This is a genomic window from Legionella busanensis (genome assembly GCF_900461525.1).
Taxonomy (GTDB): domain Bacteria; phylum Pseudomonadota; class Gammaproteobacteria; order Legionellales; family Legionellaceae; genus Legionella_C; species Legionella_C busanensis.
The window spans coordinates 662521-683273 of record NZ_UGOD01000001.1 but is presented as its reverse complement, the minus strand read 5'-3'; the positions used below and the strand labels follow the sequence as shown (position 1 = coordinate 683273).

Sequence of the window (20753 nt, the reverse complement as noted above, 5' to 3'; positions counted from 1 at the left end):
AGTCTATTTAACCAATACACATGTCTGCAAGCCAATGCAAAACACGGCTTGGCTCTAACTGTTCACGAAAATGATTTAAAACATTATCTACAATAGAGGGCTCATCGCAGAACTCAATAATCATGGATAAGCTTAAATACATACCCATTATTGTAGCCTCTCGTAACTTACCTGAATGACCGAATCCTTTTACACCTCGAAATATAGTAGCGCCTTTTATGTTATTTTGATGCAAATAATTATATATTGACATTAATAAGGGTGAGTTTTCACTCAAATAAATACGAGCAACTTTTACTTGCATCACAAGCTTCCTCCAACCCACCGCCCAATATGTACACCTAAAAAAGCTAATGATAATGAAAAGATATTATTTAGTAAAATATTTGCCCAAGCAAGTAAACTACTTCCACTTTCAAACAAGGCCCAAGTTTCCCAAGAGAAACTCGAAAAAGTAGTATAAGCACCTAAAAATCCTACTACCAAGAATAGACGCCAAAGATCGCTAGCTGCAAAGCGCTCTAAAATGATTATCATTATAAAACCAGCTAAGAATGAGCCAATACTATTAACCATCAACGTACCAAAGGGAAAGCGCAAACCAAGTAGCTCTTGTACTAATGTCACACTTCCAAAACGTGCAAGCGCGCCAAGAGCGCCTCCTAAAGCAACTATAATAATACTAATCATAATATTATCTAACGATGCCACGCGATGAATTATTTAATGCATCAATCATAGGAATAACTTCAGGGCAATCCTGCTGCATGACTTCCAATTCAGCTACAGCTTGTTGTACAGTTAGACCTTTACGAAAAATTATTTTATAAGCCCGTCTTAGATAGTCAATTGCAGCCGATGAAAAACCTCGCCTTTTTAGCCCAACTGTATTAATGCCACAAGCTGAAGTCGTATGGCCGGCAATCATGACATAAGGTAATACATCTTTGGTCACATATGTCGCACGGGCAACAAAAGCATACGCGCCAACATGACAGAACTGATGAATTGCTGCATAAGCGCCAATGATAGCATAATCATTTAGAATGACATGACCCGATAAGGCAGAATAATTAACCATGATAGTATAGTTACCTACTACACAATCATGACCTACATGTGAATAAGCCATAAAAAAATTATGATTACCTATACTTGTTAACCCGCCACCTTTTACTGTGCCACGGCTTATCATGCAATATTCACGAATGATATTATTATCACCAATTTCTAAACGCGTTGGCTCGCCTTTATAAGTTACATCTTGAGGCTCATCACCAATTGACGAGAATTGGAAAATTTTATTATTTTTACCTATTACTGTTGGACCTTGTATAACTACATGTGGTCCAATCCAGGTGCCTTCTCCAATTTCAACATCAGCACCAATGTAGCTACCTGGCCCTACTGATACTCCTTCTGCTAATTTTGCAGATGGATGGATCATTGCACGTTCATCTATCACTTTTCACTTCCTTCGCTGCACTCATTAAATCTGCGGAACAGGCAAGTTTATCACCAACAAATGCCTCGCCATGCATACGCCAAAAATCACGTTTTTGGCCAATTAATCTAACTTCGAGCCGAAGTTGATCACCTGGCGTAACAATTTGTTTAAATTTAGCATTGTCAATTCCTGCAAAAAAATATAAAAATTCGTGCCCTTCTTTAGGCTGACGAGATAAATTTGATAAAATGGCACTCGCTTGTGCTAATGCCTCAAGCATCATAACACCAGGCATAATAGGATTTCCTGGAAAATGCCCCATAAAGAAAGGTTCATTAATCGTTACATTTTTAATAGCAATTAGATAATCCAACTCTTTATATTCCATTACTCTATCAACCAGAATAAAGGGATAGCGATGTGGTAATAATTCAAGAACTCTTATTATGTCTATAGGTTCATTCATATGCTATCTCTCACTTAATCAAATTATCTGAACTGTTAACAAAATTGGGCGTTTACCTTTGATACATAAATGAGGCTTAAAGTATATCCTGCATTCTTATTGATAGTCACAATAATAGCATTAGACTTATAATGAACCAACTATAACTATTAAATTTTAATTATAATTAATTTCAACAACTTATATTTATATTACAAACTATTTAATTATCATCATTATGAATCTTAGCTGATTGAAAACTGGACTTTAATGAAAATAACACAAACGCAGTAGCAGTTAATTTAAAATAACTGCTACACATATAATTGTTAACCAATTAAATTTAATTAATTTCTTTAACAACTTGCTCAGTGATATCTAATTTAGAAGTACTGAAAGGAGCGGCATCTTTTTGAAGTACAAGATCATATTTTGAATTTTCAGCTATTTTAGAAATGGCTTTTCTTATTTTTGCATAAAGATCTTCCATTGCTTCATTATGTGCAGTGCTCAACTCTTGCTGATATTGCTGTCCTTCACGCTCAAATCGTTGTTGATTCGCTACAATTTTCTTTTCTAATTCTTTTTTCTGACTCTGACTCATTATAGCGCTATCACGCTTAAATTTTTCCATATCTTTTTTTAAATCATCTTCCATAGCTACTAATTTATCACGGCGAGGCTTGAATTCTTTCTCTAGCTTTTGTTGAATTGACTTCATCTGGTTAGATGTTTGCATAATCTTTTGTAAATCAACTATAGCTATTTTTGCTTCATCAGCAAATGCCGTTAAAGTCCCTAAACACATGAGTATCGCAGTAAGAAAACTACTAACACGCTTCATAATTTTTCTCCAGTTTGAAAGTCAACCATGCTAACATAATTCACTCTATCTTGCGAAGATATACCTTACAAAATCTATCTACTTTATAAGGCTTCTTTAAGCCGTTATAGTAAGAAGCCAAACAATTAGTTACTTTACTATTAGAGTTCTTGTATAACCTAGGTCTTTTACTTTTTTGCTACGTTGTAAACGTTTCTGCGGCGCTCTTATACCATGTAAATTCTGTTCCTTGAAACATTAACGCCTTACACTAAAATATAATTCACACGTTATGCAAGCACCCTATTGTCTTTTAAAATGCTGATGACAAAGTAAATTGAAATACTTGCGTTTCATCACCTGGCTGTTTATTTATTGGCTGAGCAACACTGAAAGCTAAAGGCCCAAATGGTGAGCGCCACTCGAGAGATAACCCAGCGGAATAACGTATTGGGCCTGAATCTGTCCCTGTCAATGCGGGTGGAATCCCACGTGCGAATACATTACCTGCATCTACAAACGCAGTTGTTCTAATCGTTTCTCTACTAAGTGGGTAAGGTAGAATAATTCCTAAACTACCATTCACTAAGAAATTAGCTCCTAATCCACGGCCATAAATATCTTTTGGTCCTAATGTATAACTTTGAAAACCTCTTACCATACCGGGTTGGGAAATACCACCGGCATAAAAGTTTTCAAAAAAAGGCAAGACATCTTTATTAAAGCCATTTCCATAACCTATATTACCGAAGGCTGATAAGATAAACCCGCGTAAAAGTGGCTGATATAAATGAGCTGAATACGTTGCTTTGTAGTAAGAGAGTGAATCTGAATCAGCTGGAAGCGCGACTAATCCAGTCAATTGTTGATTTAAACCTCGCGTTGGATAGGGGAATTGATCATAGGTATTACGATTCCAACCACCCGTTAAGCGAATTTCATTAAAGTTACGCCCATATAAATCAATAAAATTTCGAATCTGAGGAACAACGCCTACTGATTTGACATTTAAGTTTTGAAAACCATAACCTAATTGCAGATTACTTACATCACTTAAAGCAATATTGTAACTCACATCGCCACCGATACGATCAGCTGAATAGGAGCTTACATCTAATTTATCCGGATCAACCCGCTGATAATAAAAGTTAAAACCTCTACCTATGCCAGTCTTAGTATAAAACGGGTTATAGTAGTTAAACGAATATTCTTGTCCCCAATAACTTGCATTAAAATTTAAACCAACTGCTCGGCCTGTGCCCATAAAGTTATGCTGATTAAAAGCAGCATTAAATTGAGGACCATTAGTACCATAACCAAAAGATGCACTTGCTTCGGCTGAAGGCGCTTCTTCAACTTGCACATCTAAGTCAACCTGATTATTAGCACCAGGTACAGGATTTGTGGCAATATTAATATTCTTTAAATAACCAAGAAGGCGCAATCTTCGCTCTGATTCTTTAATATTGTGTAATGATAATAGAGCGCCTTCATCTTGGCGGATAATATCACGTAAAACATAATCAGCTGTTTTCGTATTACCATGGAAATTAATACGTCTTACATAAACATGTCGACCTGGGTCTACAATAAAATTAAGAAAAACCGTTTTGTTTTCCTCATCTATTTTAGGTTCGGCATTAATAGCTGGAAAACCAAAACCTTGATCACCTAGGGCCAAGCCAATTGCTGAAATACTCTCAGTAACCTTTTTACGTGAGAACACATCACCCTTTCTAATCTGCACTAAAGAGGCTATCTTCTCTTTAGGTAAAATAGTTCTTCCTATAATGTCATAACCTGCAAATCGATATTGGGGCCCTTCATCAATATGAATATTAATAAAAACATCTTTTTTATCAGGTGATAACATAACCTGTGAGGAAATAATATTAAACTTTAAATAACCTCGATCAAGATAAAAGGAACGTAAAGCTTCTAAAGAAGCATCCATTGCTGATTTAGAATACTGATCTTTCTTAGAAAAATAAGTAAACACATTACTCGTTGATAGAGACATCTGTGAGTATAATTCACCGCTTGAGAAATCATGATTACCTATAAATTTAATTTCACGAATACGAGAAACCCGTCCTTCTGAAATTGTTACTGTAATGGCAACCCGATTTTCTGTTAGGGATGTAATTTTAGTATCGACGAAAGAATTATACTTGCCACGAGCATTGTAGGCTTGTTTAAGTTCCTTCTCCAATCTCTCTAATGCGGAGCGTTGAAACACTCGCCCCTTCACTAAATTCATCTGTTTTAAAAGCTCCTTCATCTTATCAGAAGGAATTTCTTTATTACCAACTACTTCTATAGAGCCAATTGTGGCACGCTCAATAACATTTACAATTAAGGTATTGCCTTGTCTTTCTAAAGAAACAGATTGGAAAAAGCCTGTATCATATAAGGCTCTAATAATTTCACCTGTCGTATCAGACCCTACTTCTTCACCAACTTGTATGGGTAGATAATTTAAAACTGTTCCAACTGTTACACGTTTTAAGCCTCTGACTTTAATATCACGTACTACAAAACCATCTGCATGAGCATGTATTGACCATGCTAACATAGTTGAACAGAAAACACTTAATACTCTTTTTTTACTGACTTTCTTCATTATTATTTTACGTCCAGCACATCATTAAAATGATTGGTTTCGAATTTACTTATTTTAAAAATAGTCCTTAAGATTTGCCTTCCTTTTATAGGAACTCATTAGCTCTGTCAAGAAAAGTCGAAGTCACTTAAGTAATAATCTTGAAATATCATTGCTTAATCCGAGACACATTAAAGCAAGTAATAAAACTAAACCTATACTAAATCCAACTGATTTGGCCTGTTCAGATAAAGGCTGACCACGAATAAATTCAATTAAATAATATAACAGATGTCCACCATCAAGCATGGGAATGGGTAATAAATTAAGCACACCTAAGCTGATACTGACAAGCGCTAGAAATGAGAGATAATAAGTAAAGCCTCCGCGGCCTGATTCGCCAGCCCCTTGAGCAATACCTACTGGCCCGCTAACATTCTGCAAATCAAGCTTACCCGTAAAAAACCGTGTCATCAATGAAAAGGTTGCTTTAATTAAAGTAACTGTTTGGGTAAAGGACGTTCCAATTGCTTTTAAAGGTGACTCATGTTCATATCTAAGTAATTGCTTTGGCCATTCAACTTTTTCTGAACGAACACCTATAAAACCACTAGAATGACCATCTTTCTCTACATTACCAATAGTAAGTTTAAAAGGTAAAATTACCTTTCCTCGCAATACGTTTAAGGTAATAGATTTGTTTGGGTTCTTTAAAACATAGTCTACTAAGGTAAGCCAGTCATCCAAGGGTTTTCCATTAAATTCTTTAATAAAATCACCCTTTTCCAAGCCAGATTTTTGTGCTGGCGAGCCTGGCATGACTTCTCCTACTTTGGGCGGTATTTTTGGAATAAATGGCACAATACCTAAACCTGCTAACAGATCTGGATTTTTACTATCAAATTTCCAGCCAGAAAGAGGCAAAATAACTGTTCGTTGCTCACCAGTTTTAAGCGTTTTTAACGATAAATTAATTGATTCATCACTAGCGATTAGAGGCATTAATGCATATTGAAAATCACGCCAACTTTTTATAGGAGTATCATCGAAAGCAACAATTTCTTCCTGAGCTTGTATACCTGCAAGTGCTGCAGGACTACCAGGTGTTACGGTATCAATTATAGGAGCTAAAGAATATATCCCAATGATTAGAACAAGCCATAAAGCTAAAAAAGCAAACAAAAAATTAAAAACTGGGCCTGCTGCCACAATAGCTGTACGTGCAAGAATCGATTTATTATTAAAAGCAAGATGTCGTTCCTCTTTAGGAACTTCTTCTTCGCTTTCATCAAGCATTTTGACATAACCGCCTAAAGGTAATAAAGACCATACGAATTCCGTGCCATGCTTATCATGCCACTTCGCAAGTACTTTACCGAACCCAAATGAAAAACGTAATACCTTTACACCGCACAGACGGGCGACTAGAAAATGTCCATACTCGTGGACTGTAATAAGTATGAGAAGAGCGACAATAAAATAGACTACGGTAAGAAACATAGCTATATTCCTGGTGCTAAAATTTGCATGCCAAAATAAAAAAAAGGAACAGCAGCTATTAAGCTATCTAACCTATCAAGTATACCACCATGCCCGGGTAAAAGATGACCCGTATCTTTAATTTGTCTACGCCGCTTTAACATGCTAATAAAAAGATCACCAAATAAGGCGATTAAAATAATACCTAATGCAATAATAAACCAATTAGAAATTATCTTAGGATAAAAAAGGAAATAACCCACGATAGCTACTAATAAACTTAATAAAAACCCACCTATAAAACCTTCTATTGTTTTACCAGGACTAACTGTTGGAATTAGTTTATGCCGCCCAACAAATTTACCCATCAAATAGGCACCAATATCTGCTGCCCATACAAGGAATAAAAGATAGACAATGAGTGAGCGACCCTTATTCATTGCAAAAATAGCCATTAAACCTTGGCCAAATAATGGTAATAATAAAAGGCCTAATAAAGCAATTATACTAGCATGTGCCCATACCTTTTGTAATTTTGGATATTGTTGTATACATACGAAAATAAACAGCCATACTATTAGACCTAAGTAAAGCCAATAATTGTAAAACCAACGCATGATAAAAAAAATAATAGCTATGCTCACTATGAAGCTTATCTTAGTAAAAATGTGCGAAGCAGGAACTAATTGCAACCATTCTAAACTACAGCCTATAACTAATAAAAGTATGACACTACTTAATACCCAATAACTACTATAATAAATTCCAATTAGTACTAAAGGTATTAATATTAAGGTAGTCAACAACCTTTGTCTAAACATGCTCTATCTCATTTAGTTGTTGAGAAGTTTTACCGAAACGGCGCTCACGTTGTTTAAAATTAGATAACGCTTTTTCAAATTCTTCTGCTGTAAAGTCAGGCCAGTAAGTTTGAGTAAAATATAATTCTGTATATGCTAGTTGCCAAAGAAAAAAATTACTAATTCTTTTCTCACCGCTCGTCCTAATAAATAAATCTGGGTCAGGTAAATTACCCGTATTTAAATAATTAGCAAACATATTTTCATCGATAGCATCAACTACAATATTTCCAGCAAGTACTTCTCTAGTAACGCACTTTACAGCATTTATAATATCCCACCGGCCACCGTAATTAATGACGACATTCAAGATTAATCGCTCATTTTTAGCTGTTAATTCCTCAGCTTGCTTCATTTGTTTTCGCAAAGATGCCGATAACGTTTCCCTAATGCCACTAAAGCGCAAGCAAACCTTATGTTGATGTAACTCCTTAACTTCCTGATCTAAAGCTTTTAAAAACAAACTCATCAGAAAATCAATTTCTTTTTCTGGACGAGCCCAATTTTCACTACTAAAAGCAAATAAGCTTAGTACAGGAATACTGTGTTGTAGACAACAATGGATGATAGTCTTAACCGTTTCTACACCTGCCCGATGGCCTTCAAAACGTAATAAACCCCGTATTTCTGCCCAACGCCCATTGCCATCCATTACAATAGCTACATGCTTGGGTAATTTATTATTCAACCAAATTCTTCCAATAACTACGCATGTACCTAGTTTAACCGCTTTGCATCAAAATATTAAGTACTAAACTAATTCAATCATTTAAACTTAAATAAAAATCTAAACCAAGTGCATTGGCTTTTTTAAGTTGGCAATTAAAAAACTTAATAAATCAAGCATTGGAAGAGTTTTATTAGTGTTGTAATAAATATTAGACCTCTTTCCAAACTCGCTACAGAGAGTCAAGTGTCGGGTTGCGCCAGCGCGCAGAACCGCAGTGTGTACAGAGTACATGAGGATTCGAGCACTACCGCAGCCTGGCAATTGGCCTTTGCAGTAGAGTTTGCAAAGAGGTCTATTGTTAACAAGATAAAATAAAGGCTTTAATTTATATTTACAGCTTGCATTCAAACATTAAAATACATATATAGTCTATTCTAGTCATTAGTATCACTTATATTAAATTTATCCTTGGAGTTTATAATGTTTCAGCGAAAGCCTCTAGTTTTAATGATTCTTGACGGCTGGGGTTATCGAGAAGAAAAACTACATAATGCAATAGCTGCTGCAAAAACTCCTCAATGGGATAAATGGTGGACAGAATATCCCCATATGCTATTAAATGCGTGCGGTAAAAGCGTTGGCTTACCCGATTTACAAATGGGTAATTCTGAAGTTGGACATATGCATATTGGTGCAGGTCGCATAATTTATCAAGATTTTACTCGCATAAATGAAACAATTGATCAAGGTGAATTTGCAAATAACTTTACTTTAATTAATGCTATTAACGACATGAAGCAAACTAACCATGCTCTTCATGTCATGGGTCTATTATCACCTGGTGGCGTCCACAGCCATGAAAACCACCTCTTTGCTTTTCTTGCATTATGTAAGGCGTTAAACTTTGATAATGTTTATTTACATTTGTTTTTAGATGGCCGTGATACACCACCACAGAGTGCTATAAATAGTATACTTGCTCTTAACGCATGTTTAACTAAATACCCTGTAGCAACGATTGCTTCTATTACAGGACGTTATTTTGCTATGGACAGAGATAAGCGCTGGGAGCGTATTGCGCCTGTTTATCAATTATTAACTGAAGGTAAAGCAGAGAGAACTTTTCTTGATGCGACCGCAGCTATTCAAGCATTTTATAAAGAGCAAAAGTATGATGAATTCATTCCTCCAACACTCATCGGAACAGCAAGACCTATTGAAAATGGAGACTCTATTTTCTTTTTTAATTTTCGTGCCGATCGAGCTCGCCAGCTTACTCAAGCCTTTATAGATCCTGATTTTAATTTTTTTAATCAGACCGTAAAACCACACTTAGCTCATTTCGTTAGTATGACAACTTACGCGAAGAACTTATTAACAGAAGTCGCTTTCCCACCAATACAAATGCGTAATACCTTCGGTGAAGTAATAGCAGCTCAAGGCTTAAGTCAACTGCGCATTGCTGAAACTGAAAAATATGCTCATGTGACTTTCTTTTTTAATGGAGGCTCAGAACAAGTCTTTACAAATGAGGACCGCATTCTAATTCCTTCTCCTCGAATTCCCACATATGATTTAATGCCAGAAATGAGTGCTCCAGAGCTAACCCAAGCACTTGTCGATGCAATTAATAGTGATGATTATGATGTGATAATTTGCAACTATGCAAACGCTGATATGGTTGGCCATACGGGTGATTTTAATGCTACAGTGCGTGCTATAGAATGTTTAGACAAATGTATGCAACAAGTAGGTAAAGCTGTTTTAGATAAGCAAGGTGCTTTACTTATTACAGCTGATCATGGCAATGCTGAGATGATGTTTGATACAACTAATAATCAAGCTTACACAGCTCATACTTGTCAACCTGTCCCGCTTTTATTTGTTGGTAAGGGTTGGTATTTTAAGGAAGCTCATGGTAGCTTAATAGATATTGCTCCATCTTTATTAGCTTGGCTTGAAATAGATAAACCTATTGAAATGACAGGTAAGTCATTATTAACAAAATTAGATTAATTGCTCAGCTCAGTACTATGGATAATTAAGTGATGGCCAATAATTTCTCTATGTTTAGCAAAAACTATCATTTTTTGTTCATCTTATTGATCTTCCTATTTATAAAGTTCTCATTTGCCACTAATACTACATCTATTACTGAAACTCAAAATAAATTAAAACAATTAACTAATCGCATTAACAAACTTAAACAAAATCTTACAACCGCATCTGATAAAAAAAGTATTTTAAATCGAGAACTTGCTAAAACAGAGAAAAAAATCGACGCAAATTTACAAAAACTACAGCTTACTCAACAAGAATTAACCCTTAAACAACAAAAAATCAATGGATTAACTCAACAAATTAATGAGACTACTCAGCTTTTACATTATCAACAAAAATTATTAGCAGAACATATCCGAATCCGCTATCAAACTGGTGAGTATCAACCGCTTAAATGGATAATCAATCAAAATGATTTCTTAGCAGTCAGTCGCTTACTTACTTACCATCAATATTTAGCTTACTCACGCCGGCAAATAATTGACAAGATGACTGTAACTAAAACTAATCTTGGGCAGAATCAAGCTAAATTAAAGATCGAGCTAGAAACAAAACGTGCGTTACAAAAACAGTTAGCATCTTTTCAAGAAAAGTTAAAACGAAATAAAGAGTATCAATCGTTCGTTATTCAAAATTTAAATGATGATATTCAAACAAAGCAACAATCCTTATTAGAATACGAACATAATAAAGAAAATTTAGCAAAATTATTAACTAGTTTAAATGAACAAGCTATTAGTTATACGCAGGCCGCACAACCCTTTACCTATATGCGCCACAAACTACAGCTACCCGTAGAGATTAATAAAAATAATTATCAAAAAATGAATCAAGGCATTACTTTTTTTGCGCCTGAAGGAACGCCCGTTCATGCTATTTATTCAGGAAAAATTGTTTTTAGTGATTGGTTAAATGGCTATGGTTTATTGCTAATCATTGATCATGGACAAGGATTCATGAGTTTATATGCACATAACCAATCTTTATATAAAAAACAAGGTGCTGTTGTTCAAATCGGTGAGCAAATTGCCGCTGTAGGTCATACAGGTGGTGTCAAGCAAAACGGGCTATACTTTGAGATAAGACAACGTGGTAAAGCTGTTCCACCATTTGGATGGTTATCATAAGTTAAAAATTCAACCAATAACTCGCAATTATCTATACAAAAATTACTATAATTATCCAATATAAAAAAAATAAAATAACTTTGGCCATTTCAGTGGATTACTGGCATCTATATTGCTTCCCACTTTATATAGAGAAAATTATTGCGCTACCCACTAGTTTTTAGATATAGGAGTATACGACTGAGCCGAACAAGCTTGCAACGCAGTACAAAGCTTAGTAACCGGCGCTATATAAGAAAATTAGTAGCCAATTAAATTCATTCTTATGGCATAGACTATAGTTTATAAATAAATGATTTGAAAAACTGGAAAGTGGCTTAAGCTAAGCTTTCCTAGGAGAGATGATATGTTAACAAATCAGTGGTATTCAGGTATTTTAGCAGCGCTATTAACAAGTACTTCTTTACTGCCTCTACCTCTTATGGCAGCCGAAGAAGCAACTTCTAATACAGAGCAAACCACACCAACCAGAATACCTATGGAAGATGTGCAAAGATTCTCTAATGCAATCAGTGAGATAAAAAAATATTATGTTAAACCAGTAGATGATAAACAACTCTTTGATAATGCAATTCGAGGTATGCTAACAGGCTTAGATCCACATTCTGATTATCTAGATGAAGATGAATTTAAAGACTTGCAAACTTCCACTGCCGGAGAATTTGGTGGCCTTGGTATTGAAGTAACTATGGAAGATGGCGTCATCAAGGTCGTTACTCCTCTTGTTGATACACCTGCTTTTCGGGCTGGTATTAAGGCGGGCGACTATATAATTAAACTGGGTAATCGCTCTGTGCAAGGTATTAGTTTAAAGGATGCAGTGGAATTAATGCGTGGTAAAGAAGGTTCAACTATTGACCTTACTATTTTGCGTAAAGGAGAAACTAAGCCATTAGTTTTTTCCTTGGTTCGTGAAAAAATTGTAATTAAAAGCGTCAAAAGTAAATTACTTGATGGAAAATACGGCTACATTCGTTTAACTCAATTTCAAGCGATGACTGGGCAAGATATGGAAAAAGCCATTGCTCAACTTAAGCAAGAAGCCGGCGGTAAACTTAAAGGGTTAATTTTAGATTTACGTAATAATCCAGGAGGGCTCTTAGACTCTGCTATTCAAATAGCTGATGATTTTATCGATACTAATAAAAAAGGTGACGAAGAGCTTATCGTTTATACGCAAGGAAGACTTCCTGGATCAAAATTTACAGCGCTCGCTAACCCAGGTGACATTTTAGATAACGCACCGATGGTTGTACTTATTAATAATGGTTCAGCTTCTGCCTCTGAAATTGTTGCTGGCGCTTTAAAAGATAATAAACGGGCTATTATTGTTGGCACTCAAAGCTTCGGCAAGGGCTCTGTACAAACAGTATTACCACTTGATGATAAGCGAGCTATTAAATTAACAACAGCACTTTATTACACACCTTCTGGCACCTCTATACAAGCAAAAGGCATTACACCTGATATTATTATTGAAGAGTTAGAAGTAGCAAAAAATGCTGATGATAAAAAGTCAATCTTTTCAGGTTTTTCTGAAGCAGATCTAAGTGGTCATTTAGATAATGGCAGTAGTAATAATACAGAAGAAAAACAACCAAGCACTCCAATTGTAGAAGCTAATGACTCTATAAAAGATGATCAAGCATTACTACATGAAGACTATCAACTTTATACTGCGTTAACCATCCTTAAAGGCTTAGCTGTAGCTAGAAAATAATACTTTCTATTGTGCTTATCTTGGCAAGATAAGCACAATATACAAACTGATCAATTTCTTTTAGACTAATTTGATTAATATATTTGCTAAAAAAGGTTCTTTATTTATTAATCTATGGCATAATTACACTTTTGCGAAGTAGTGACCTCATGCGTTTTATTATTCTCTTTCTAAGCTTAATAATTATACAATTTAATTGCTTTGCAGGAGTAGAAGATGTATTTGAAACGATTAAAAAGGACCCTAAGAAACTCTACTCTTTTATTAAAGCAATGCCTAAAGGGGGGGAACTACATTATCACCTAGCTGGTGGCGCTTACCCTGAAGCAATGCTCGCCTCAGCAGCTCAAAATAACTTTTGTATTGCCCCAAAAACACTTTCGGTAACTTATCAGCAGGGTTCATGTAATAATCAAGATATTAATATAAGCACTATATCGCCAAAAAGTAATTTTTATCAACAAATTATACAAGCGTGGTCTTTTAAGAATTTTAAAGCAGGAAAAATATCCGGCCATGATCATTTTTTTAATTCCTTTCATAAATTCATACCGATTGTAGTTATCCAATCAGCCCCCTTATTAGCAAGAGTCATACAACGTGCTGCAGATCAACATGAGCTTTATATGGAAGTTATGCTGTCAGTTAAAGACTTTAACAAATCAATTATTAGTAAAGAACCAATTATTCCAAGTCATTTTAACCGCTTAAAAGAACGCTTATTGACTAATCAAGCTTTTAATTCGACTGTACAAGAGATTAGCACTGAACTAACTAACTTATTACCTAATGCTAGAAATTACCTAGGTTGTGATAAAAAACCAGAACAAGCAGCCTGTCAATTAAAAATTAATTTTCAATTACATGTTTTACGTGAGCAACCTCTGGATAAGATTTTCTCACAAGCGCTTCTTTATTTTACGATTGCTGCAAAGACACCTGAGGTTGTTGCAGTTAATTTAGTTCAGGCAGAAGATGGACCTATTTCCCTAAAAGATTACCATCACCAAATGCAAATTTTTAATTTTATGCACCAGTTATATCCTAATGTTCATATTGCCTTACATGCTGGAGAGCTTTCTAAAAATGCCAAGACTTCAACTTTAAAAACAAAAGATCTACGATTTCATATTAATGAAGCAATTAAGTTGGGTCACGCAGAAAGGATTGGCCACGGCGTTGCTATAAAACAGGAAGATAATGCTAATAAACTTATTAAGTATATGGCTTTTCATCGTATCCCTGTAGAAATTAATTTAACAAGTAATAGCAAAATTTTAAATATTTCTAAAGAACAACATCCGTTGCCCTTCTATCTTAAGTCTCAAATACCTGTTGTTCTTTCTACTGATGATGAGGGTATTTTACGCACTAGCTTAACGCAAGAATATGTTATTGCTATAAAAGATTACCACCTTGACTATCAAACCTTAAAACGCCTTAACCATAATGCTTTAACCTATAGTTTTTTACCAGGAAAAAGCTTATGGGCAGATCCTATTAAATTAATACCTATAAGCGCTTGCAGAAAGCTAAATAGTAATAGTTGCCTTCGTTTTATTAAAACAAGTGAAAAAGCAAAATTACAAAGGAAGTTAGAATTAAAGCTCCAAGCATTTGAAAAATTATACCGTACTTTTCCACTAAAAATAGGTTAATAGTTAATATTAAAAATTATCTAACAATGATTTGACTTCAACTAATGCAATATAGCATAGAAGTTATAGAACTCGACCTGTGTTAAATATGTGATGAATTTCCTCTACGGCATTCTTGCTCTTAGAAGTAAAAAGCCCAAAAAAACTTATTTGCTTATAAGTAAAACTGTTATCGCGTAAAAGCCCTTCACACATATTTTTGATAGCATGATATTGCTGTAAGCCGAGACTTGTACCTTCTTCATATTCTATAAGTTTATCCAATAAACTATAGAGCCTTTCTCTTTTATAGGGAGTGGTTTTGGTAAGGAAATTACATATTTTTACAACTTGCGGATAATACATACTTGTTTTAAATTTAACGCTATAGGTATTTTTCTCTATATCCAATTGGCTTTTAGAATCAAACTTACGAATAATTTCTCCTAACTCATGTTTAAAAGTATTACGTTCTTCTTCAGTAAATGTTCGAACTGGCTTATTTGTAAATATCGATAACATTTTTACTGCAGCAGTGAAAGATGGCGTTGCAGGATCATCCGAATAATTTAAAATAAACTCATATAGTTCTCTTTTTCCCTCATCTCGCAAAATTTCTTTTAAGTTATGAGATGTAATAACAAGTGAATTGGTCTCTTGACGTGTTACTATGCTTAACTTAGAACCGGTTAATACTACTTGTTTACTACTATAATATGGAGATATACTGCTTTCAGGAGCTAATTTTGCCTTATTGCCTTTGGGATAATAATTTTCCCACCCATCATTCGGAAACATCCTTTTTAAATAAATTAGTAAATAATTACAAAAAGATTTATCATTAAAATTGGTCTGGGAGGCAATTAAATAGTTTGTAATGATTTCTTTTAGGCTTTCTTCTTTTTCTGCATGTCTTAAATTTTTAAATAAATTTTTAATTTCTGGACAAAAAGAATCACTTCGATGAGATGAAAACCAGCTTAAACCACGTCTACCCTTTTTAAATTGAGAAGCATAATCGCTATAAGCGCTAATAAATACTTCTAAATAAATATTCATAAATTAATACATATTTATTAATTTTATAGCAATTGTACTACCTCAAACTTAACATTTGCTTAAATGTACTGAATCTTAAATGAGAAACGTTTTAAGTTAGGGTTTGTTAAGCTTATTTTTAAAACGAATTAAATAATCGATAGCACGAACTGCCTCAGCCACACGCTCACCGTTTGCTACACGCTCTTGTAGGATTTGAATTGTTGGGGCTGAGATAATGCCATTACCTAGTAATAAACCATCTAAGGTAAATTTAATAAAACATTCTTTAACATGCTCCCAAATGAATTCATAATGATCAGTGCTGCCTTTAAGTAATAAACTTAAGGGGATATATCCATCAAAAGGCTGATGTTGATGATAATATTGCATCACTACAGGAATTTCATACGTGCCGGCTTCTACCTTTTCTATTTGATAGCTATAAGATGTTTTTTTAAGTAAATTAATACAGCTTTCTAATTGCAGCTCGGCTAGCTCTTCATAATAATTAGACCAAACAACTAAGATTCTTTTTTCTGACATGGATTTAATACACTACTTATAATTAAAGCTAATTCACTCATTAAACTTTTTCAGATACTGTCCTTGGGGCCAATCTTAGAAAAAATGTCTTCAAAGCCTGTCCCCATGTAGATGAGGATACCTATGTACTTATTGTACACTGCACTTTTTCAGCCCTGTTTTCGACTGACCTTGTCTCCTCACTAACATTGTCCGAAAAAATCTATTACTCAAAGGGGTTGCGCAATATCATAGTTGAATCACGCTCAGGACCAGTCGATAAAATATCAATAGGAATATCTAAGAGCTCTTCAATACGCTTAATGTAAGCTTTAGCGTTACCTGGTAAAGCATCTATGGATGTTACATCTGCAGTTGACTCCTGCCAACCTGGCATTTCCTCATAAATTGGAATAATACCCTCAAAGTCATCTGCTGCTGGTGGAAATTCTGTAATTAACTTACCGTAGCTATTTTTATAAGCTGTTGCTATCTGAATAGTTTCTAAACCATCAAGAACATCAAGTTTTGTAAGACAAAGACCTGAAATGCTATTGATATCAATTGAGCGACGTAATAAAACAATATCTAGCCAACCGCAGCGTCTGGGACGTCCTGTAACAGCCCCAAACTCATTACCACGCTCTGCTAAGCGACTACCAATATCATTTTTTAACTCAGTTGGAAATGGGCCACCGCCAACTCGGGTTGTATAAGCTTTAGCAATACCTAAAATATAATCTAAGTAACGAGGACCAAAACCTGCACCATTAATGACACTACCAACACAGGTATTTGATGAGGTGACATAAGGATAAGTACCATGATCAATGTCTAAGTGAATACCTTGAGCACCCTCAAATAAAATAGAATCACCTTGTCTACGATGAGCATGCAAGCGAGAAGTTACATCACAAACCATATTTGCTAACTCATCAGCCCAGAGTAGCGTATCATTTATGGTAGATTGTAAATCAACCTCGGGCTGATCATAGTAGTTTTTCAAAAGAAAATTATGATACTGAATTAATTCTTTAGCTTTTTCCTTAAATCGTTGTGGATTTAAAAGATCATTAACTTTAAGTGCTCTTCTAGCAATTTTATCTTCATAGGCAGGACCAATACCACGACCTGTGGTACCGATAGCAGTATTGCCTTTTTCCCTAGCTTTATCTAGCGCCACATGAGTAGGTAAAATTAAAGGACAAGATTGACTGATGTGCAGACGCTCCCGAACTTTAACTCCTTTGCTCTCTAGCTCACTAATTTCTTTTAATAGATCATTGGGTGATAATACAACGCCATTACCAATATAACATTGTACATGAGAGCGCAATATGCCAGAGGGAATTAAACGTAAAACTGTTTTTTCGCCATTAATTTTTAATGTATGTCCGGCATTATGTCCACCCTGATAGCGAACAACAACTTGAATATCACCCGTTAGTAAATCAACAATTTTACCCTTACCTTCATCACCCCATTGGGTTCCTACAATGACTACATTTTTACCCATAACTAACTCTTACTCTGCAAATTGGTGAATAATAGTAAGGAGTATTACACCTGCTAACATACAAAATAAGCCTGTAATACGTAATACCTTTTCATCTTGTGTAATGACTCTGCTTAACAAACGTTTCCAACGCTGAGGAAAACCAAATGGCATTAACCCCTCAAAAACCAATACTAAGGCTAGTGCTGAAAAAAAATTAGTTAACACTTATGCCTCCATGAAAAACAGGTTAAGGCAATTCCTTAACCGTCTTTAACTCAAATTACCAAGCTATTAGATTAATAGCCATATTAATACCACTAATGTCTTCTGACCTTACAAGGTCTAAATATCTAGCCACCTTGCTGTATCCCGTGGACAAACCGCAGGACATTGGCGTTGAGCTGCGCACCAAACTAATTATTATAATGCGTTTTTCCCTTGTACTCCATTATCTTTTAACAAAGAATGTTTAAAGTAATCAAAAAAAGCACTACTTTCATCAAGCACCATCAAGGTACGATCATTATTTAGACTTCCTTCATAGGCTTTTAAGCTACGGTAAAAGTTAAAAAATTCTTGATTCTTAGTATATGCAGCATTATAAATAGCCGCTGCTTCAGCTTGCCCTTGAGCTCTTATAATTTCACCTTGGCTTTTCGCTTGAGCAAGTAAAATAGTTACTTCAGCATCTGCAGACGCTTGAATAGCCTCAGCTTCTGCAATACCATCAGCCCGATGCCTATTAGCAATTTTCTGCATATCTGCGCGCATTAATTGATAAACCGCATTGCTGGTACTAGGTGGAAGCTCAATACCTTTTACTCTTACATCGACTACTTTAATGCCTAAACCACGCGCTTGTTGCTCTGCTTTTTCACGTAATAAATTCATGACATCATCACGACCTGATACTAAGTCAGAAATAGTACGTTTACCAAACTCTGCTCTTAAAAAAGTATTAAGCTGCTGCTCCAGTAAAGTTTCGGCTTTAAATTCATTGCCACCAGTTGATATAAAATAATGAGCCAAACTAGCGATACGCCATTTTACATAGTAATCAACAATAACGTCTTTCTTTTCTCGAGTGACAATGCGAGAAGATTTAATATCTAGAGTTTGTAACCGCGTATCAAATATTCTAGCACTCTCAATAAAAGGCATTTTTATATGCAAACCAGGTTGCAAAATCTTTGCTTCCTTAGTCTGGGAATCATTAACCAAGCGACCTAAGCGCAACAAAATTCCTTGTTGTCCTTGTTGTACAGTAAATATACTCGCTAAAATTAGTATTAAAATAAAAAATATAATTATTCCCAATATTGTTTTAAATGCATTCATTTATTCACTCCTTCCTGGGCGGAGAGTTTGTCTTATAGTGTTACGAATGACTTTCGTATTATCACTATCACTATTAAATCCCATTGCTTGCTCTGCAATAGAATCATTAGCCTCAGTTTTATTTTGGCTTGTATTAGAAGGAAGCGCAGTGGTTAATTTATCTAGAGGAAGATAAAGTAGATTACCAGCTTTTGCTGTAACAAAAATTTTATTACTTTGGCTTAATACTTTTTGCATTGTATCTAAATACATCCTTTGCGAAGTGACAAAAGGTGATTGAGTGAAAAACGGAAGAATTGCCTGGAATTCAGCAACCTCGCCTTTTGCACGTAACACTACTTGTCTAGCATACGCTTGAGCTTCTTCAAAAATACGTTTTGCATTACCTTGAGCGATGGGTACAACACGAGCTTTATAAGCTTGTGCTTGTTGTTTAAAACGCTTCTCATCTTCTTGCGCTTTAATTGCATCATCAAATGCATCTTGAACATTTTCTGGCGCTCTCGCAGGCTGCGGGGCAACATTTACAATAACAATACCCGTTTTATATGGCTCTAAGATTTTAACTAAGGCGTCATAAACATTATTGCCCCAAGCTTCTCGCCCTTCCGTAATAATTTCATCTAAAGTAGTTAATCCAACTACATGACGCAGCGCACTTGATGTTGCTTGTTGTAAACTTTCTTCGGGGTTACTAACATTAAATAAATATGCTTGTAAATCGCCAATTCGATATTGAACTACTAAAGAAACAGCGACTAGATTTTCATCTTTTGTCAGCATTTGCGCTGAATAAGAATAATCCGAAACACGTTCAACATTAACAACAATTTTAGAATCAATTAGACGAGGTATCCAATGCGGACCTGGCCCTACTGTTTTAATATATTTGCCAAAACGAAGAATAGCAGCTTGCTCAGCAGGATCGACAATAAAAATACCTGATAAGGCCCATAGAATAAAAAGAATTAGCAAAACTATTAAAGCAATTAAGCCCCCATTACCATTAGCTGCTGTCGTTTCTTCCGGATCTTCAGGATTATTTGGATTTCCTCCCCCTCTTAAAGCCTTCTTTAACTTATTTTGAAAGCGTTTTAAAGCCTCATCTAAATCTGGTGGCTGCTTTTTGCCAGTCCATGGATCTTTATCTTTCTCTGGCTCATTCCATCCCATTTGTTTCTCCGCCTTCTTAATTTTAAACAAAGCTAGAATTCTAGGGCTTACCTAGAGTTTAAGCAAGGGTATAAGTAATAGAGTTCTCACATAACCTGCATCTTTTATTTAGAACTTACGAAAAAACCAATCTCTTCGTTAAAAAACATTAGACTTCTTTTGAAACTGTTAGTGGCGAGACAAGGTCAAATGAAAAGGGGCTGAAAAAGCATAGAGTATATAAAATACATGAGCATCCCATCTACATGGGGACAAGCTTTGAAGTGCCTTTTTCTTTTGAGATTGGCCGACAATTGCAGTTTCGAAAGAA

At 35.2% G+C, this 20753-nt stretch carries 19 protein-coding genes; 4 read left to right on the top strand and 15 right to left on the bottom strand.

What is annotated here, in order from left to right; all coding sequences use genetic code 11:
• Positions 1-7: 7 nt before the first annotated feature.
• From DYH30_RS03135 to DYH30_RS03095, 9 genes are all read right to left on the bottom strand, one after another.
• Positions 8-304: a DUF190 domain-containing protein gene (locus tag DYH30_RS03135; RefSeq protein ID WP_115330258.1), complete on the bottom strand. Its 297-nt coding sequence runs from the start codon at positions 302-304 to the stop codon at positions 8-10.
• The gene (crcB, locus tag DYH30_RS03130; RefSeq protein ID WP_165482144.1) at positions 304-690 is read right to left on the bottom strand and encodes a fluoride efflux transporter CrcB; all 387 of its coding nucleotides are present in this window, start codon (positions 688-690) and stop codon (positions 304-306) included. Before crcB ends, DYH30_RS03135 begins: the two co-directional genes overlap by 1 nt.
• Positions 691-694: 4 nt before the next feature.
• Positions 695-1465 (bottom strand): acyl-ACP--UDP-N-acetylglucosamine O-acyltransferase, encoded by a 771-nt coding sequence (lpxA, locus tag DYH30_RS03125; protein WP_115330257.1) that lies wholly within the window; start codon positions 1463-1465, stop codon positions 695-697.
• The gene (gene fabZ / locus DYH30_RS03120) at positions 1455-1913 is read right to left on the bottom strand and encodes a 3-hydroxyacyl-ACP dehydratase FabZ (protein WP_115330256.1); all 459 of its coding nucleotides are present in this window, start codon (positions 1911-1913) and stop codon (positions 1455-1457) included. The genes lpxA and fabZ overlap by 11 nt, the downstream gene beginning before the upstream one ends.
• A gap of 322 nt (positions 1914-2235) precedes the next feature.
• Complete coding sequence (locus DYH30_RS03115; RefSeq protein ID WP_115330255.1) at positions 2236-2736, bottom strand: OmpH/Skp family outer membrane protein; 501 nt, start codon at positions 2734-2736, stop codon at positions 2236-2238.
• A gap of 292 nt (positions 2737-3028) precedes the next feature.
• Positions 3029-5338 carry an outer membrane protein assembly factor BamA gene (gene bamA, locus DYH30_RS03110; RefSeq protein WP_115330254.1) on the bottom strand — a complete coding sequence of 770 codons (2310 nt, stop codon included), beginning with the start codon at positions 5336-5338 and terminating at the stop codon, positions 3029-3031.
• Between the two features lie 123 nt (positions 5339-5461).
• The gene (gene rseP / locus DYH30_RS03105; RefSeq protein ID WP_115330253.1) at positions 5462-6817 is read right to left on the bottom strand and encodes an RIP metalloprotease RseP; all 1356 of its coding nucleotides are present in this window, start codon (positions 6815-6817) and stop codon (positions 5462-5464) included.
• A 2-nt stretch (positions 6818-6819) separates the two neighbouring features.
• Positions 6820-7617: a phosphatidate cytidylyltransferase gene (locus DYH30_RS03100; RefSeq protein WP_115330252.1), complete on the bottom strand. Its 798-nt coding sequence runs from the start codon at positions 7615-7617 to the stop codon at positions 6820-6822.
• Positions 7610-8344 (bottom strand): undecaprenyl pyrophosphate synthase, encoded by a 735-nt coding sequence (locus tag DYH30_RS03095; protein ID WP_115330251.1) that lies wholly within the window; start codon positions 8342-8344, stop codon positions 7610-7612. The genes DYH30_RS03100 and DYH30_RS03095 overlap by 8 nt, the downstream gene beginning before the upstream one ends.
• Positions 8345-8806: 462 nt before the next feature.
• On the opposite strand from DYH30_RS03095, the gene gpmI reads away from it, so the two are divergent.
• The 4 genes from gpmI (at position 8807) to DYH30_RS03075 (ending at position 14892) form a co-directional block, all read left to right on the top strand.
• Positions 8807-10342: a 2,3-bisphosphoglycerate-independent phosphoglycerate mutase gene (gpmI, locus tag DYH30_RS03090; RefSeq protein ID WP_115330250.1), complete on the top strand. Its 1536-nt coding sequence runs from the start codon at positions 8807-8809 to the stop codon at positions 10340-10342.
• A 32-nt stretch (positions 10343-10374) separates the two neighbouring features.
• Positions 10375-11514 (top strand): murein hydrolase activator EnvC family protein, encoded by a 1140-nt coding sequence (locus tag DYH30_RS03085; protein WP_115330249.1) that lies wholly within the window; start codon positions 10375-10377, stop codon positions 11512-11514.
• A 346-nt stretch (positions 11515-11860) separates the two neighbouring features.
• Positions 11861-13234, top strand: coding sequence for a S41 family peptidase (locus DYH30_RS03080; RefSeq protein ID WP_115330248.1), 1374 nt, complete (start codon positions 11861-11863; stop codon positions 13232-13234).
• A 149-nt stretch (positions 13235-13383) separates the two neighbouring features.
• Positions 13384-14892 carry an adenosine deaminase family protein gene (locus tag DYH30_RS03075; RefSeq protein ID WP_115330247.1) on the top strand — a complete coding sequence of 503 codons (1509 nt, stop codon included), beginning with the start codon at positions 13384-13386 and terminating at the stop codon, positions 14890-14892.
• A gap of 63 nt (positions 14893-14955) precedes the next feature.
• Here DYH30_RS03075 and DYH30_RS03070 read toward each other — a convergent pair whose 3' ends face one another.
• The 6 genes from DYH30_RS03070 to hflK all read right to left on the bottom strand — a co-directional run bounded on the left by DYH30_RS03070 (position 14956) and on the right by hflK (position 20443).
• Positions 14956-15930 (bottom strand): hypothetical protein, encoded by a 975-nt coding sequence (locus tag DYH30_RS03070; protein WP_115330246.1) that lies wholly within the window; start codon positions 15928-15930, stop codon positions 14956-14958.
• Between the two features lie 96 nt (positions 15931-16026).
• On the bottom strand, positions 16027-16455 hold the full coding sequence (locus tag DYH30_RS03065) for a 6,7-dimethyl-8-ribityllumazine synthase (RefSeq protein ID WP_115330245.1): 429 nt from the start codon (positions 16453-16455) through the stop codon (positions 16027-16029).
• 205 nt (positions 16456-16660) lie between these two features.
• Entirely contained in the window at positions 16661-17950 is a 1290-nt protein-coding gene (locus DYH30_RS03060; RefSeq protein ID WP_115330244.1) for an adenylosuccinate synthase, read from the bottom strand.
• Between the two features lie 9 nt (positions 17951-17959).
• On the bottom strand, positions 17960-18157 hold the full coding sequence (locus tag DYH30_RS03055; RefSeq protein ID WP_115330243.1) for a DUF2065 domain-containing protein: 198 nt from the start codon (positions 18155-18157) through the stop codon (positions 17960-17962).
• A gap of 195 nt (positions 18158-18352) precedes the next feature.
• On the bottom strand, positions 18353-19270 hold the full coding sequence (gene hflC / locus DYH30_RS03050) for a protease modulator HflC (protein ID WP_115330242.1): 918 nt from the start codon (positions 19268-19270) through the stop codon (positions 18353-18355).
• Positions 19271-20443 carry an FtsH protease activity modulator HflK gene (hflK, locus tag DYH30_RS03045; RefSeq protein ID WP_115330241.1) on the bottom strand — a complete coding sequence of 391 codons (1173 nt, stop codon included), beginning with the start codon at positions 20441-20443 and terminating at the stop codon, positions 19271-19273.
• Positions 20444-20753: the final 310 nt, after the last annotated feature.

Coding starts and splice junctions, on each gene's coding strand:
- DYH30_RS03135 (WP_115330258.1), bottom strand. CDS start 304: ATGCAAGTAAAAGTTGCTCGTATTTATTTGAGTGAAAACTCACCCTTA.
- crcB (WP_165482144.1), bottom strand. CDS start 690: ATGATTAGTATTATTATAGTTGCTTTAGGAGGCGCTCTTGGCGCGCTT.
- fabZ (WP_115330256.1), bottom strand. CDS start 1,913: ATGAATGAACCTATAGACATAATAAGAGTTCTTGAATTATTACCACAT.
- DYH30_RS03115 (WP_115330255.1), bottom strand. CDS start 2,736: ATGAAGCGTGTTAGTAGTTTTCTTACTGCGATACTCATGTGTTTAGGG.
- bamA (WP_115330254.1), bottom strand. CDS start 5,338: ATGAAGAAAGTCAGTAAAAAAAGAGTATTAAGTGTTTTCTGTTCAACT.
- rseP (WP_115330253.1), bottom strand. CDS start 6,817: ATGTTTCTTACCGTAGTCTATTTTATTGTCGCTCTTCTCATACTTATT.
- DYH30_RS03100 (WP_115330252.1), bottom strand. CDS start 7,617: ATGTTTAGACAAAGGTTGTTGACTACCTTAATATTAATACCTTTAGTA.
- gpmI (WP_115330250.1), top strand. CDS start 8,807: ATGTTTCAGCGAAAGCCTCTAGTTTTAATGATTCTTGACGGCTGGGGT.
- DYH30_RS03085 (WP_115330249.1), top strand. CDS start 10,375: ATGGCCAATAATTTCTCTATGTTTAGCAAAAACTATCATTTTTTGTTC.
- DYH30_RS03080 (WP_115330248.1), top strand. CDS start 11,861: ATGTTAACAAATCAGTGGTATTCAGGTATTTTAGCAGCGCTATTAACA.
- DYH30_RS03075 (WP_115330247.1), top strand. CDS start 13,384: ATGCGTTTTATTATTCTCTTTCTAAGCTTAATAATTATACAATTTAAT.
- DYH30_RS03070 (WP_115330246.1), bottom strand. CDS start 15,930: ATGAATATTTATTTAGAAGTATTTATTAGCGCTTATAGCGATTATGCT.
- DYH30_RS03065 (WP_115330245.1), bottom strand. CDS start 16,455: ATGTCAGAAAAAAGAATCTTAGTTGTTTGGTCTAATTATTATGAAGAG.
- DYH30_RS03060 (WP_115330244.1), bottom strand. CDS start 17,950: ATGGGTAAAAATGTAGTCATTGTAGGAACCCAATGGGGTGATGAAGGT.
- hflC (WP_115330242.1), bottom strand. CDS start 19,270: ATGAATGCATTTAAAACAATATTGGGAATAATTATATTTTTTATTTTA.
- hflK (WP_115330241.1), bottom strand. CDS start 20,443: ATGGGATGGAATGAGCCAGAGAAAGATAAAGATCCATGGACTGGCAAA.